The following is a 12,863-nucleotide window of genomic DNA, read 5'->3' on the forward strand; positions in this document are numbered from 1 at the left end:
CGACCGGGGCAGGACAGCGGGGCAGGACATCGGCGAGGTCAACCGGCGCCGTTCGAGGAGGCGTCGGGCCAGTCGGTCAGGCCCAGCTGCGGCCATCTCGTCGCCGGTACCCTCCGGTTAGTCGATGGCCCGGGGCACGGCAGTGTGTGGACCGAACCCGAGTCGAGGACGCAGTACGACGACCAGCTCGCTGCCCGCGCCTCACCTGGGTCGACCAGCGTCACGGCCCAGAGCAGCACGCTGTCGTCCCCGGGCAGGCGGTCGACGGCGGATCCTGCGAGGAGGATGGCATTGGGCCCTCCGCCGGCGAACCCGGGATCGGTCAGTAGGAGGCCACCTGTGGACGGGTCGGTGAAGTCCAGATGGTGGCCGGTCCAGTGACCCCTGAGCGCCTCCGTGAGCCGGCGGCTTGGGACGGGCTGGGAGACCGGGTCGGCGAAGCGCCCGTACGCCGGCGGCCCGGCTTGGCTCCCCGGGTGATTGACGACGGTCGGCAGCGGGGCAGACCAGTCGACGCGCGGCACGCCGAACTCGGGTCGGGTGTAGTACTCCGCCAGGAAGCTGTGGCCCGGCCAGCTCTCCAGGGGCCGCAGCCGCCTCGGCACGCCGTCGCCCTGCGTCAACGCCCCGCTGAGTGCGCTCCGTGGCACCAGGTGTGACTCGACCCGCAGCACGGGAGGGATCCGGGGGATCCGGTGCGCGGGCGAGGCATGCCGCCAGGAGTCGGTGAGGCGGATGATGTGTGGCGGTAGATGCAGACGTGGCAGATCCTCCTTCGGCTGGTCCTCCTCGCTGCGCAGGTGGTGGAGGCCGTTGAGCAGCAGCCATGGTGCGCCGGTGGGATCGGAACGGATGAGCACCTCTGTCAGAGCTGCCGGAGGTCCGACCGTCGAGGCCCGCGCCTCGGCGGCCGAGAATGGCGGTGTCCACCAGTTCTCTGATCGTGCAAGGGTGTTGAGACGGGTTCTCCACCTTGCGCCAAGAGTCGGATCGACGGCGCGCCGACAGTATCGGGCCTCCTCCTGTTCTTCCGGATCCGGCGGGGACGCCGTCTGCAGGACACGGGTGGCCTGTTCGGCGAACCACTCCTGTTGAGCACGCTGGAGGGCCTTGGCCACGGCGGGGCTGGAGGTGTCGAACTCCCCGGCGTCGGTTCTGTGGAGAAGTCGGCTGGGCAGTCCGAGGGTGAGGAACCACGCCCGAGAGGCCAGCCAGGACTGACGGGGCCTCGGGCTTTCTTCCTCGAACGGACACCAGGAGAGCGTCGAGGCCGCCCGCGCGATGATTCGGCTGCCGAAGGGGAGGACCGCTACACGCGGGCGGCGCAGAGGGACGGCGGGGAAGGTGCTGTCTGCGATGGCGTCCGGGCGGAGCACCCCCCGGACGGCGAGGACCGCGTCGTGGATGCGCAGGTGCGGCCAAGCGATCGCACGCGTGATCGCAGCTGTGATCGGATCCGTGATCCGGTGGTCCGAGCCCGTGGGCGAGCTGCGGGCGAGGGCCCCGTATGCGGCGAGCCAAGTCGCCTCCGCCACGAGTTCGTCCCGGTGGTGGCCCGATCGGGTGAGCTGTCGGCCGATCAGTTCCGGCCGGTTCACCCAGAGGTCCGCCGCCGTGCGAATGCAGGCGTCGCGGAAGCTGTGGTGGCCGACGCCGGAGAGCCAGAGCAGCAGAGAGGTGACCTCTTCGACCACTGCGTCGCCCCGAGGGCCGATGGATTCGGCCCAGTGGACGAGCCTTCGGAGAAGGGCGATTCCGTTCGGATCGGCGAGGAGGTCGACGATGGGCCCCGCGAATCGGCGCTCAAACCGGCTACGGCGCCAGGCGGTCAGCTGATCCTGCAGGAACTCCACGCCCAGCGGGTGCTTGTGGCAGGTCGCGTTCACCAGGATGGAGTACAGCGCATTCGGGGCGGACCCGGGGTCGCGAAGCTGCCGGATCAGGAAGGCCCGGGATGAGCGGCCGGCCCGCTTCGGGTCCCGGCCCTCCAGTGACTCCAGAACCGCGCCGGCGACGAGGGACCGATGTCGACGGGGCACCAGGTCCGACAGCTCGGCGCCCTCGACGACATGCGGTGTCGCACCTGCCAGCGCCTCCAGCATCCTTTGGTGGTCGGCACGTTGGCCGGACTCCGGATCGCCGTCGCGCGCCCGGTGCGCCGCGTGAACGATCCGGGCGACGGCCCTGGAGGGACGTCGGCCACGAAGCAGGTTCACGGCTCGGACGTGTTCGGCGAACCGCTGGATCGCGAAGCGGACGTGCCGGGTGTTCGGATCCAGGGCCAGTACGCCCGCGTTCTCCAGCCAGCGCAGGAGCACGGCCGGATCGCTCAATCCGGGAGTGTCTGCCAGCACCTGGCAGGCTGCGCGGTATTCGAGGGTGCCCTCCTCTCCGACCTGCTCGGACAGGACCTCGCAGGCGAGGGTGACCAGGGGCGCCGGGGTCGGCGACGGACCGGCGCGGAGCGCGTGCGCCGCGTCCAGGTGTGCGGCGTAGTCGCCGTCGAGGATGAGCAGCCAGGACTGGAAGAGGTCGCCGACGGTCGGTGTGACGATCGGCCCAGGGGCCGGCTGAGGGGAGCGGTGCAGGCACCAGGCCAGCACGGCGAGCATCAGCGGTCGGCGCAGTTCGGAGACGTCCGGCGGGAGCAGCAGTTCCGGGAGCCCGTACATGTCCTGGTACACCCGCCAGGCCTGGCCTGGGCGGGAGATCCCGGGATTCCAGAGGAAGCCATGAACCCGGGTGACGGCCGCCTCCGAGGTGCCCACGGGGCCGGCCGGCCGGGTGTCCATCCGGACGGTGCCGACCAGAGTCACCAGTGGGTAGCGCCGCACCAGTTCGGCCAGGGAGGCGAACGCCGTCCGGACGTCCCCGTGCAGGCAGCGGACCTCGTTCAACGCGTCGATTGCGAGCACGGCGCGACGGCCGGTCAGCAGGGCCTGTTGTTGGAGGGCCGCGAGCAGGTCGCGCAGGCCGTGGGCCCGGGTGCCGGGTGAGACCCGACGGGGGAGTTGGGCCTCGAAAGCCTCGTCCGGACCGAACTCGTGTCCACAGACGAAGGCCGTGGGCGCGCCGTCCGTGATGCGTTCCTGGACCCAGCCGCCCAGCCCGTAGGACTTGCCGGTTCCCCAACCGCCGCCGACGAGGAGGGCGCCGGTCTGTCGGGCCGCGAGGGCGGGGTCGTCGCATACGGTCCGGAGCCGGTGCCCGCAGGTCTGGAGGTCGTCGAGCGCGGCGAGCAGACGGCCCACGGAAGCGCGTTGCACGTACGGGAGCGAGTCGAACGGTTTGGCGGCGCACACGGCGGCCAGCAGCTCGTCGTACATGGCGGTGATGCTCTCGGTCACCCGGCCGCAGAGTTGGAGCACCTGGTCGATCTGTCTGCGAACGGACTGCGGGTCGGTTCGGCTCTCCGTGTTGAGCAGGTTCGCGGTCGCGTCCAGCTGTTCGGCGCAGAGGGCGCGGTCGCTGTCGGAACGGGTCCATCTCCGGCCGGCCTGCGCTGCCGGACCGGCGGACGGTGCGGGCAGGTCGTCGAGCGCCGGGCGCCAGCCATCCCATACCCGAAGGACGGATGCGGTCTCGGCAAGCCGGTTCGCGAGTACCGAAGGGTCGTCGAGCTCGGCGAGGGCGTCGGACAGGAAGGTGGCGAGCGGCGGAGGCTGGATGTCGACCCGTCCCCGATGGCGGCGAACGGTGCGGGCGGCGGCCGCGGCGTGCCGGTGAAGGTCGGACAGCCGTAGGTAGGCGGGGTCGAAGTACGCCGGAATGGCCTCCTCGGCGAGCGATACGAGGGCGCGCTCGATATCGCTTCTGGTGTAGGCGAGGAACCGCATGGGCGAACCGGGGCGCGCACGGTCGACCTGCGCCGCCCACCGCTCGGCCGCCGCCCGCCACTGCTTCGTGCCAGGTGCGGCGCCTCCCCCGGCGGTGAGGTCCTGCGGGAGGAAGACCAGGAGGTCGGTGAGGTCAGGGTGGTGGGTGAGGGCCGATTTGATGGACTCGTCCACGGCACCGAGCGCGGAGCTCAGTTTTCCGTGGTACTTCGCCTGGATCCCGACCATCCGACCGTCCGCGAGCCGCGCGCAGGCCTCCAGTCCGCCGTCCGGGGGCCGGAGAGCCAGCAGCGTCCCGGCGATGGCGGGGGCGAAGTCGCGTTCGAGGATCGCGGGGAAGAGATGGACGCAGAGCTTCTCGAACACCTGGGCCGGTGCGGCCCCGAGGTCGCTACGGAGCCGGGTGAGATCTACTCCGAGAGGCAATTCGCAGTCCTTTCCGCGGAGCTTGGCCTGTGGAGGGGGACGGCGCGGGGAACCGACGGCCCCCGCGCCTCAGGTCACGCCAGAGAACGGGCGATGCGGTCCCAGGTCTCGACCTGGGCCATGGCATCGGTGACGAGGTCGAGCGCGGCGGCGATGTCTCGGCCCGGCCCGTGGAGAGTGGGAGCGGTGGTGGTGAGCCAGTCCAGGGTGATGCGGAGGAGCCGGAGGGTTTCGAGAGCCTCGCGGGCGAACCGGGACATGTCGGTGAGCTGGCGTGCGACGTCACGGTTCTGGATGTTGTCGCGGGTCTGTGGGTGGTGGTCGAGTCTGCTGAGCGCGGTGTGTACGGCGGCATCGATGTCGGGAATCAGCGCGGCGAACTCCGCAGCGCAGGACCTGAGTTCCACGGCGGGGCGGGCGATCGCGGTGCTGAGGCGTTCGGCTGCCGTGCCGTCCGGTGCGGTAGCCAGGTCCGGCACGAGCTCCTCGGCGAGCGCGGCGATGTCGTTCACCAGCCCGGTGACCGCCTTGAGGCCCTCGGTCAGTGGGGGCATGGTCGTCTGGAACGTGGCGAAGAGGTCGGTCGGGGTGGTGACGGCGGTCGGCGTCGGCTCCTGCCGGGAACGGAGGCCGAGCAGGATCCGAACGGGGAGGAACGGCGTGAAGCCGTCCCGGAGGGCTCGGACCAGTGCGCCCTGGAGATCCCGGCGGGCGTGTGCGAGACCGGTCTCGGATCGCTCGAACACGACCCTGCCAGTGCGTGGAAGGCCGGGCGGTTGCCGATTGCGTTCACCGATCTGGAGGGTGGGCCGCCCGGTGGTGTGGCGCAGACCGAGCTCGTACATGACGGACGGCCTGCCGTCGGTCACGTCGGCGATGACGATATCGGCCCCGAGTACCTGCCGGTAGCGCAGCTCGTCCGGCTGGGCAGGGTCCGAGCGGAGTGGCCGGAGACCGAGGGCGGCACAGGCGGGGCGGACGATCCGCTGGTAGACCTCCAGGCCGGCGTCGTACGCGTTGCGGTCCCCGGCGGGACCGATCACGACACAGGTCAGGTGGCCCTGGGAAGGCTCCGGGACACTGGGCTTGGGTACCGTGGCCGCAGCGATCATGCGAGGTCCTTCCAGCTGAGCCCCGGGAGCGGTGGCGCAATTGTCAGGTGGGACAAGTCATCCTCATAGATGGGGAGTTCATCGATGCCGAGGGCGCTGAGCAGTCCGACGGTGGGCACCCGGTAGCGGTGCCCGGCGCGGACCACCGGGCAGGGGAAGACTCCGCGGTGAACGAGGTTGTAAGCGGTGCCCAGACAGATGCCGAACGCGCGCGCGGCGGTCCGCAGGTCGACGGCCAGTGGGAGCCCGAACAGCTCGGGGAAGGTGAGTGCCCCCTGGGCGTGGGTGGTCATCGGTCGGCCCCCGCCGGGCGGAGGGGGAGCGTCCCGAGCCGCGGGCCCCGGCGGCGCCGATGGGCGTGCTGGACGACCTCGCGCAGACCGAGATGGTCGGCGAGTTCGCCGAGCCGCGCGCCCTCGATCGCCGAGCGGGAGGAGAGGCGCAGCGGTGCGGTCAGGCCGTCCGGGCGGTCCGGCGAGGTGATCGCGAGATCCCACAGGTCCTCGGCCGATTCCGAGGTGCGGGCGTCGGCCACCGCGACGATGTCCTCGACCGGCCGTCCGCCCGAGGCCGAGCGGCGGGCGAAGTCCCATCCCCGGCGGCCCGCAGCCTTGAGCAGCTGCGGGCCGACGTCGGGGTCGTCCGGGGAGACCTCGGCCAGCCGTTCGATCAGGGCGAGCATGACCTCGGATTCGACATCGCGCCGGTCCGCGCCCAGCCGGGCGGAGGCCTGGCGGGCGACCCGCTGAAGCCGAGGCAGGGCGAGCCAGACCACGGCCTCGACCCACCCGGCTACCTCCGTCGAGCCGATGGCCATGGCCAGCGAGTCGTGCTGAGCGAGTGCGACGGCACGACGCCAGATCTCGCGGCGCAGCGACTCGTCAACCGGCTGCTCGTACAGGGCTGCGCGCGCCTGCGGCAGCTCGAGGAGGCGGGTTGCTCCGCCGACCTCGACCTGGAGAGCGTTCGGCCGCAAATGGGCGGCGCTGGTCACCCGCTGGTGGATGACGTCGAGCACACTGTTGTACGTGATCAGAGCCATGGGGCGGTTCCTCCAGTCGAACGGTGCGGGTCGATGTAGGGCTTGAGCGCCGAGTGAAAGCGGTTGATCGCTCGGGAAAGCCTTCCGACTTCCCTGGGCGGCTGGTGTGGGGCGCTGTCGGGGGCGATGAGGAGGTTGCCTGAGGGGGTGGGGATGTACAGCCACGCCCGACGGGCGAACTCCTTGTCGGGGACGGTCGCCAGGATGCGGCGGAACCGGTCGGGGTGCAGGCCGGTGTGCCGGGACACGACCGCGTCCTCGTACACCCGGTCGGAGACGATCGCCACCAGGTGCGTCGTCTCCTCGCTGGCCTTGGCCAGGACGGCCTTGACCTCCTGGGAGTCGAGCAGTCGGTGCAGTTCGTTCCTCGCGGGCCCGTTCCCCTCGCCGGGTACGCCTTCGGGCGCCACGTGGCCGGAGTGGACGCTGACCCGCATTCGCAGTCGGACGTGGCCCGAATCGGCGTTGTGCTTGGCGAGTTTCTCGTCGAGGCGGTCGAGGAAGGGGTGGACGACGAATCCCAGCAGTGTGGGATCGAAGCCGAACGTGACCCCGTCGCCGGAGTTGACGGGGAACCGCTTTGTGGTCCGGAGGTCGTCGAGGCCGGCTGCGGTGAGGGCGGCGTCCAGGATCTCCTCAAGGTAGGCACTGACCGGCGCGTGGACGGCGCCGGGCAAACTGGTGAAGCCCTTCAGGTCGACGCAGAGCAGGCCGGAGAGCGGCGGCAGGGGCCGACTGACGATGCCGGGGAGTGACGGGGGTTCGGGCATGGCGGTCTCCAGGAACGCAAGGTTCGGCGGTCGCCGGGCTGACGACGAAGAGTCTGCGGTCGGCCGGCGAGGATTAGGGGGCCCGCGACCCCTTAGCCATGTGTCCTGCGCCACACCTGGTTCGTGGCCGGCGAAGGGGCGCGGCAGGGTAGCAGCCGGTGCCGGGCGGATCGCGCCTCATGCGCCAACTCGTCCTACCCGGGCCTTGGTTGGCGATCGCTCCCCTAATCTCCCGCCATGAACTTGTGCAACAACTCCTCGTCGGGGCTGCTCATGGGCCCGAACCGGACCTTTCAGGCGCTCGTGGGGCCGGCCGCGTGGAACGGCGTCCTCAAGGGCACCGAGCGGAGGAAGCTTCCGGCGGGCCGGAAGCTGGTGGGGCAGGGCGACGTGGGCGCCTTCGTGATCGTCGTGATCAGAGGTGTGGTGAGGGTCGACCAGATCGGGGGTCGTGCCGGTGCGGGTAAGCGGCTGCTTGCCTTCCGGCGTGGCGGCGACCTCATCGGGGACCTCGCGGTGCTCGGTTTCGGCGTGCGGACGGCCACGGTGACGGCGTACACCGACTGTGAGGTGGCGATCGTGCCCGGGGAGACGTTTCGGAGCCCCGGTTTCCAGCGCGACTACGGTTTGGCGATCTCGTCGTACATCGCCGGCCGACACTGGGAGGCCCAGATGCTGGCGCAGCCCGGCGACAACCGGGCCCGGGTCGCATGGGTCCTTGTGCCGCTGCTCGACCACGAGGAGGGGATTACGCGGAGTGTGGCGAATGACGTCCAACTTCCGGTTGTCCAAAGGGATCTCGCAAGTTGCCTGGGCATCGGCGCCAAGCAGGTACGGCAGGTCGTGTCGGTGACGCCGTTCGGCGGGACGCTGGCCGGTCGGCGGGGGCGGCTCGTGGTCGAGGACCCCGAGGGTCTGCGCGCCGCCGCCGCGCGGCTCGGCGGACTGTCGTGAGCGGTTGACGGCCGTTGTCACGTCGCGGCGATCAGGGCGGCGCCGGTCTCGAACACGTGGTGCCAGGCCTGGTCCAGGAGGTAGGCGCCGTTCATGCCGTGGTCGGCGAGCCGCACGAAGTCTCCCCGCCGGGTGAAGTCGGCCGCCCGGCGGAGGGGTTCGCGGCGGTCGGCGAGGTAGTGGGTGGCGGCGGACAGCGCGAGGGCGGCGAGGAGGCGGCGGGGTTTGGGGCGGAGGCCGAGGGCGCGGGTGCCGAGGAGGAGGGCGGCGGCCTGGGTGGCGGTGTAGGCGGCGACGTGTGCGGTGCAGGCGCGGCGGCCGGCCGGGGTGGGCCGGCCCTTGGTGCCGGCCTGGTGGTCGGTCTGGATCCAGTGGTCGGCGAGGGTGGCGGAGGCGCGGAGGAGGGCGTAGGCGGCGGCGAAGGCGGCGGCGCGGGAGGCGGGTCGGGGGGTGGAGGCCGGCGTGGGCACGGGCATGGGCATGGGCGTAGGTGCGGGCGTGGGCATGGGGCTCCGATCGGTGGGGTGACGGTTTCCTGGTGGGGCGGCCTGCTGTGGTAGCAAGGCAGGCATGACGGAACGGCCTGGCGGGCGCAGCTCGTACCACCACGGATCGCTGCCGGAGGCGCTGGTCGCCGCGGCGTTCGAGCTGCTGGACGAGTACGGGCAGGAGAAGGTGAGCATGCGGGAGGTGGCGCGGCGGGCCGGGGTGTCGGCGGGGGCGCCGTTTCGCCACTTCGCGGACCGGCAGGCGTTGTTGACGGCGCTGGCGGACCGGGTGCTGGCGGACTTCGCGCGGTGCCAGGAGGCCGAGGTGGCGGCGGTGGATCCGGCCGGGGGGTCGGCCGGGGGGTCGGTGATGCGGGCGGTCGGGCTCGGGTTCGTCCGGTACGCGCTGCACCATCCGCACCGGTTCGATCTGGTGCGTTCGCGGGTGTTCGTGGCCTCGCGGGAGCCGGAGCTGCGGGATCAACTGGACGGCATGGACAGGGCGTTCACCGGTCTGATCGTGGCGGACCAGGAGGCGGGCCGGTTGCGCCCGGGGGATCCGGGGCTGATGGGGCTGGCCGGGCAGGCGCTGGTGTTCGGGCTGGCGCAGATGATCGTGGACGGCTACCTGCCGGAGGAGGAGGCGGAGGAGCTGGCCGGGAAGGTGCTCGACACCTTCGGTCAGGGAATCGCCAACCTTCCTTCGCAGTAACCGATTTGTGCGTGCAGTGAGCCTTGACCGGGTTTCCCGGCCCTGATGTAATCACCGATTACATGGGGTGCGGGAGGCTGAGATGTCCATGGGAACGACGTTCGTCCGATCGATGTTCGCCAAGCCGACGCCGGGCTACACCACCGCGGGCGCCACCGGCGACACCGTGGTGCTGCTGATCGGCATGCGGATCAACCGCTTCTGGGCCGTCCACCACTGGGGCCCGGTGATGTTCGCGATGTTCCGGATGCTGTACGAACTGGGGCGCAGCCCCGAGCGCGGCCTGCGCGGACGGATCCTGCTCACCGCCTCGCCGCGCACGTACTACGTCGTCCAGTACTGGGAGTCGAAGGAGAAGCTGTACGGCTACGCGAGCGCGCCGGACGGCTTCCACCACAGCGTCTGGGGCATCGTCAACCGCAAACTGCGGGAGGGGAAGGCCCGTCGGCACGTCGGGCTGTGGCACGAGACGTACGTGGTGCCGGAGGGCGGGTACGAGTCGATCTACTTCGACATGCCGCCGTTCGGTCTCGCGGGCGCCACCGGCTCCCTGCCGCTCGAGGCGCGCGGGCGCCGCGCGTCGCAGCGGCTGGCCTACCGGTCGGGGGAGGGCCCGCAGGGCGGCTCGAAGGAGGGCCGGCAGGAGGGCTCGAAGGAGGGCTTGAAGGAGGTCTCGGGGGAGCGGGTGCCCGAGTAGGGGTGCTCACCGGGCGCTCAGGGAGTGTCGCGGGTCGGCCCGGGCGCTGCGGCGTGAGAGCGTCGGGGGATGGCGGAGGAGCAGGGCGGGATGCCGGCGGGCGCGCCGAGAGGTGTACGGGCGGGCGCGCCGACCGGCGCATCGACCGGGGCACCGGCGGGCGCACAGGCGGGCGGCGCACCCACGGGCGGGCCGGTGGTGCACGAGGTGCCGTACCACGCGCAGTGGGAGTCGGCCGAACTGGTGCGGGTGATCATCGACGGGCAGGTCGACGCGGCCGAGGACCCTCGGTGGGGGCAGTCCGGTGCGGCCACCCCGGAGGAGTACGCGTGGTGGTCGTGGCGGCTGTGCGGGGTGGCCTGCCTGCGGATGGCGCTCGACCACTGGTGGGGCCTGGCGCCGCCGGCGCTCACGCTGGCCGGGGAGTGCGTGGCGGCGGGGGCCTACGTCCGGGACGGCGAGAGCCTGCGCGGACTGATCCACACGCCGTTCGCCGACTACGTCCGGCGGCGGTGGGGACTGGCCGCGCAGGCACGGGAGTTGGCGCCCGCGGAGCTGGCGGCCGAGGTGGCCGGCGGGCGGCTGGTGATGGTGTCGGTGCATCCCGCGATCCGGGAGCCGGCCGGTCCGGCACCGGTGCGGCGGGGCGGACACCTGGTGCTGGTGGTGGGCGCCACGGACACGGCGGTGGTGATCCACAACCCGTCCGGATTCCCGGGGGAGTCGCAGTCCTTCGCGCACGTGCCGTGGCGGTCGTTCGAGCGCTTCTACGCCGGGCGGGGGATCGTCCTCGGCCCGCCGGGCGCGGGTGGCGCGGGTGGCGCCCGATCGGTTCCCGACCAGCAACCGGTCGGGAGCTGACCGGCGGCTGGTCGGGACCTGATCAGCCCCTGATCAGGAGCTGATCGGGGGCTGATCAGGGGCTGATCAGGGGTTGTCCGGCAGGCCGGCCGGGTTGACCGGGAGCTGGCTGCGACAGAGCGCCGATATCGGCTTCAACGCGGCGGCCAGGCGGTCGAGTTCGGCGCGCGGGTAGTCCTCCCAGACCCGCGCGGCGGCCAGGTCGGTGGCGGCCTCCAGGGACTGGTGCCGGATCCGGCCGAGTTCGGTCACCGAGCCCGCCGTGGTCAGCCAGCCCCGCTCGACCAGGCGCGCCGCGGCCGCGTCCCACTCCTCGTCCGTCCAGCCGCGCATCGGCTGGAGCATCTCGCGCCGGACGTCCATCGCGCACCGGACCACCAGCGCCTCGCACCCGTCCAGGCCGGCCGCCACCAGGGCCGCCACGTGGCCGTCCCCGCGGTGCTCGCGCATCACCGTGGCGGCCTGCCACAGCCGTTCGTACAGGCCGGAGGGGCGGGGCAGCGCGGCGTTGGCGGCGGCCAGCACCCGGCCGACGCAGTCGAGCCGGCCAGCGGCCCGCTCCAGGGCCTCCACCACCAGTTCGACCTGCGCCGGGTCCACGTGCTCCAGCAGCCGGGCCAGCGCCCCCGCCGAGCCCTTCAGCCGGGCGGCCAGCGCCTCCTCCGGGCTCGCGTGCGTCCACACCTCCGGCAGCGCGCGCTCGACCATCGCCGGGGAGAAGCTGAAGAACGCGGCGATCACCGGCGGCGCGTCCACCGCACCCAGCGGCGCCGACCGGCTGGCGAAGTAGCCGCGCCAGCCGCCGTGCAGTCCGGCCGCCTCGTAGGCCTCGCGGCTCTCGGGCAGGAAGTAGGTGACGGAGTGCACCGGTTCGAAGAGCCACCACAGGGCACGGGCGGGGTGGACGAGATCGGCCATCGAAGGACCTTCCTCGGAGAGGGGCGGGGCGAACCCGGCCGGACGGGGCGGCTCGGCGGGCGCCGACGGATCGGGCGCGCGCGGGCCGCTTCAGTGCTGATGACCACGGCGGCGGCCACGGTAATCCCGGACCGGGTGTGATGACGGTCACGGGGAGGTCCCGGTGTGCGCCCGGCGGGGCGGCGGCGCGAGATGATGGGACGAGGTGCCCGCTCCCGGGACGCCGCAGCCCTCCAGTGAACCCTCGTGTGAAGGTAGTCGGTAATGGCGCAGATCAACCCCAGCATCCTGTCCGCGGACTTCGCCCGGCTCGCCGACGAGGCCGAGGCCGTCAGGGGCTCGGACTGGCTGCACGTCGACGTGATGGACAACCACTTCGTCCCCAACCTCACCCTCGGCATCCCGATCGTCGAGTCGCTCGCCCGCGCCACCGACATCCCGCTCGACTGCCACCTGATGATCGAGGACCCGGACCGCTGGGCCCCCCAGTACGTCGAGGCCGGCGCCGGCTCCGTCACCTTCCACGTCGAGGCCGCCGCCGCGCCCGTCCGCCTCGCCCGCGAGATCCGCGCCAAGGGCGCCCGCGCCTCCATGGCCCTCAAGCCGGGCACGCCCATCGAGCCGTACGAGGACCTGCTGCCCGAGCTCGACATGCTGCTGATCATGACCGTCGAGCCCGGCTTCGGCGGCCAGGCGTTCCTCGACATCATGCTGCCGAAGATCCGCCGCACCCGGGAGCTGATCGCCAAGCACGACCTGGAACTGTGGCTCCAGGTCGACGGCGGCGTCTCCGCCGGCACCATCGAGCGCTGCGCCGAGGCCGGCGCCGACGTGTTCGTGGCCGGCTCGGCGGTGTACGGGGCCGAGGACCCGGCCGAGGCCGTGCGCAAGCTGCGGGAGCTCGCGACCAAGGCCTCGGCGGACGCCTGGTGGGCCTGCGGGCACTGAGCCCGGGCGGAGCCGTTCAGAGACGGAGCCGTTCAGGGGCCGGGCCGTTCAGAGACGGGGCTGTTCAGGGGCCGGGCCGGCCGTCATCCAGGGGCCCGG

At 72.1% G+C, this 12,863-nt stretch carries 12 protein-coding genes; 5 read left to right on the forward strand and 7 right to left on the reverse strand.

From position 1 onward, the window contains the following. Positions 1-38 precede the first annotated feature (38 nt). From ACIOGZ_RS17970 to ACIOGZ_RS17990, 5 genes are all read right to left on the reverse strand, one after another. A complete protein-coding gene (locus ACIOGZ_RS17970; RefSeq protein WP_400986409.1) occupies positions 39-4,262 on the reverse strand; it encodes a hypothetical protein in 4,224 nt (1,407 codons plus the stop codon). A 74-nt stretch (positions 4,263-4,336) separates the two neighbouring features. Next, complete coding sequence (locus ACIOGZ_RS17975) at positions 4,337-5,374, reverse strand: hypothetical protein (protein ID WP_400986410.1); 1,038 nt, start codon at positions 5,372-5,374, stop codon at positions 4,337-4,339. Further along, positions 5,371-5,667 (reverse strand): DNA-binding protein, encoded by a 297-nt coding sequence (locus ACIOGZ_RS17980; protein ID WP_363583201.1) that lies wholly within the window; start codon positions 5,665-5,667, stop codon positions 5,371-5,373. The genes ACIOGZ_RS17975 and ACIOGZ_RS17980 overlap by 4 nt, the downstream gene beginning before the upstream one ends. After that, on the reverse strand, positions 5,664-6,416 hold the full coding sequence (locus ACIOGZ_RS17985) for a hypothetical protein (protein ID WP_400986411.1): 753 nt from the start codon (positions 6,414-6,416) through the stop codon (positions 5,664-5,666). The genes ACIOGZ_RS17980 and ACIOGZ_RS17985 overlap by 4 nt, the downstream gene beginning before the upstream one ends. Next, a complete protein-coding gene (locus ACIOGZ_RS17990; protein ID WP_363583205.1) occupies positions 6,407-7,186 on the reverse strand; it encodes a hypothetical protein in 780 nt (259 codons plus the stop codon). The genes ACIOGZ_RS17985 and ACIOGZ_RS17990 overlap by 10 nt, the downstream gene beginning before the upstream one ends. A gap of 237 nt (positions 7,187-7,423) precedes the next feature. Between ACIOGZ_RS17990 and ACIOGZ_RS17995 the strand changes: the two genes are divergently transcribed. Further along, complete coding sequence (locus ACIOGZ_RS17995; protein ID WP_363583207.1) at positions 7,424-8,140, forward strand: cyclic nucleotide-binding domain-containing protein; 717 nt, start codon at positions 7,424-7,426, stop codon at positions 8,138-8,140. A gap of 17 nt (positions 8,141-8,157) precedes the next feature. Here ACIOGZ_RS17995 and ACIOGZ_RS18000 read toward each other — a convergent pair whose 3' ends face one another. Continuing rightward, positions 8,158-8,616, reverse strand: coding sequence for a hypothetical protein (locus tag ACIOGZ_RS18000; protein ID WP_400986412.1), 459 nt, complete (start codon positions 8,614-8,616; stop codon positions 8,158-8,160). 94 nt (positions 8,617-8,710) lie between these two features. Between ACIOGZ_RS18000 and ACIOGZ_RS18005 the strand changes: the two genes are divergently transcribed. The 3 genes from ACIOGZ_RS18005 to ACIOGZ_RS18015 all read left to right on the forward strand — a co-directional run bounded on the left by ACIOGZ_RS18005 (position 8,711) and on the right by ACIOGZ_RS18015 (position 10,898). Continuing rightward, positions 8,711-9,340, forward strand: coding sequence for a TetR/AcrR family transcriptional regulator (locus ACIOGZ_RS18005; RefSeq protein WP_363583211.1), 630 nt, complete (start codon positions 8,711-8,713; stop codon positions 9,338-9,340). 112 nt (positions 9,341-9,452) lie between these two features. Continuing rightward, complete coding sequence (locus ACIOGZ_RS18010; protein ID WP_400986447.1) at positions 9,453-10,037, forward strand: DUF4188 domain-containing protein; 585 nt, start codon at positions 9,453-9,455, stop codon at positions 10,035-10,037. A gap of 69 nt (positions 10,038-10,106) precedes the next feature. Then, positions 10,107-10,898, forward strand: coding sequence for a C39 family peptidase (locus tag ACIOGZ_RS18015; RefSeq protein WP_363583213.1), 792 nt, complete (start codon positions 10,107-10,109; stop codon positions 10,896-10,898). Between the two features lie 66 nt (positions 10,899-10,964). On the opposite strand, the gene ACIOGZ_RS18020 is transcribed toward ACIOGZ_RS18015, so the two are convergent. Continuing rightward, on the reverse strand, positions 10,965-11,816 hold the full coding sequence (locus tag ACIOGZ_RS18020; protein ID WP_363583215.1) for an SCO6745 family protein: 852 nt from the start codon (positions 11,814-11,816) through the stop codon (positions 10,965-10,967). A 264-nt stretch (positions 11,817-12,080) separates the two neighbouring features. Between ACIOGZ_RS18020 and rpe the strand changes: the two genes are divergently transcribed. After that, positions 12,081-12,764 (forward strand): ribulose-phosphate 3-epimerase, encoded by a 684-nt coding sequence (rpe, locus tag ACIOGZ_RS18025; protein WP_363583217.1) that lies wholly within the window; start codon positions 12,081-12,083, stop codon positions 12,762-12,764. Positions 12,765-12,863 lie beyond the last annotated feature (99 nt).

This window comes from Kitasatospora sp. NPDC088160, assembly GCF_044741445.1.
Taxonomy (GTDB): Bacteria; Actinomycetota; Actinomycetes; order Streptomycetales; family Streptomycetaceae; genus Kitasatospora.

Excerpts from the sequence above, each read along its gene's own strand:
- ACIOGZ_RS17975 (WP_400986410.1), bottom strand. The coding sequence starts at position 5,374 with ATGATCGCTGCGGCCACGGTACCCAAGCCCAGTGTCCCGGAGCCTTCC.
- ACIOGZ_RS17980 (WP_363583201.1), bottom strand. The coding sequence starts at position 5,667 with ATGACCACCCACGCCCAGGGGGCACTCACCTTCCCCGAGCTGTTCGGG.
- ACIOGZ_RS17985 (WP_400986411.1), bottom strand. The coding sequence starts at position 6,416 with ATGGCTCTGATCACGTACAACAGTGTGCTCGACGTCATCCACCAGCGG.
- ACIOGZ_RS17990 (WP_363583205.1), bottom strand. The coding sequence starts at position 7,186 with ATGCCCGAACCCCCGTCACTCCCCGGCATCGTCAGTCGGCCCCTGCCG.
- ACIOGZ_RS17995 (WP_363583207.1), top strand. The coding sequence starts at position 7,424 with ATGAACTTGTGCAACAACTCCTCGTCGGGGCTGCTCATGGGCCCGAAC.
- ACIOGZ_RS18000 (WP_400986412.1), bottom strand. The coding sequence starts at position 8,616 with ATGCCCGTGCCCACGCCGGCCTCCACCCCCCGACCCGCCTCCCGCGCC.
- ACIOGZ_RS18005 (WP_363583211.1), top strand. The coding sequence starts at position 8,711 with ATGACGGAACGGCCTGGCGGGCGCAGCTCGTACCACCACGGATCGCTG.
- ACIOGZ_RS18010 (WP_400986447.1), top strand. The coding sequence starts at position 9,453 with ATGTTCGCCAAGCCGACGCCGGGCTACACCACCGCGGGCGCCACCGGC.
- ACIOGZ_RS18015 (WP_363583213.1), top strand. The coding sequence starts at position 10,107 with ATGGCGGAGGAGCAGGGCGGGATGCCGGCGGGCGCGCCGAGAGGTGTA.
- ACIOGZ_RS18020 (WP_363583215.1), bottom strand. The coding sequence starts at position 11,816 with ATGGCCGATCTCGTCCACCCCGCCCGTGCCCTGTGGTGGCTCTTCGAA.
- rpe (WP_363583217.1), top strand. The coding sequence starts at position 12,081 with ATGGCGCAGATCAACCCCAGCATCCTGTCCGCGGACTTCGCCCGGCTC.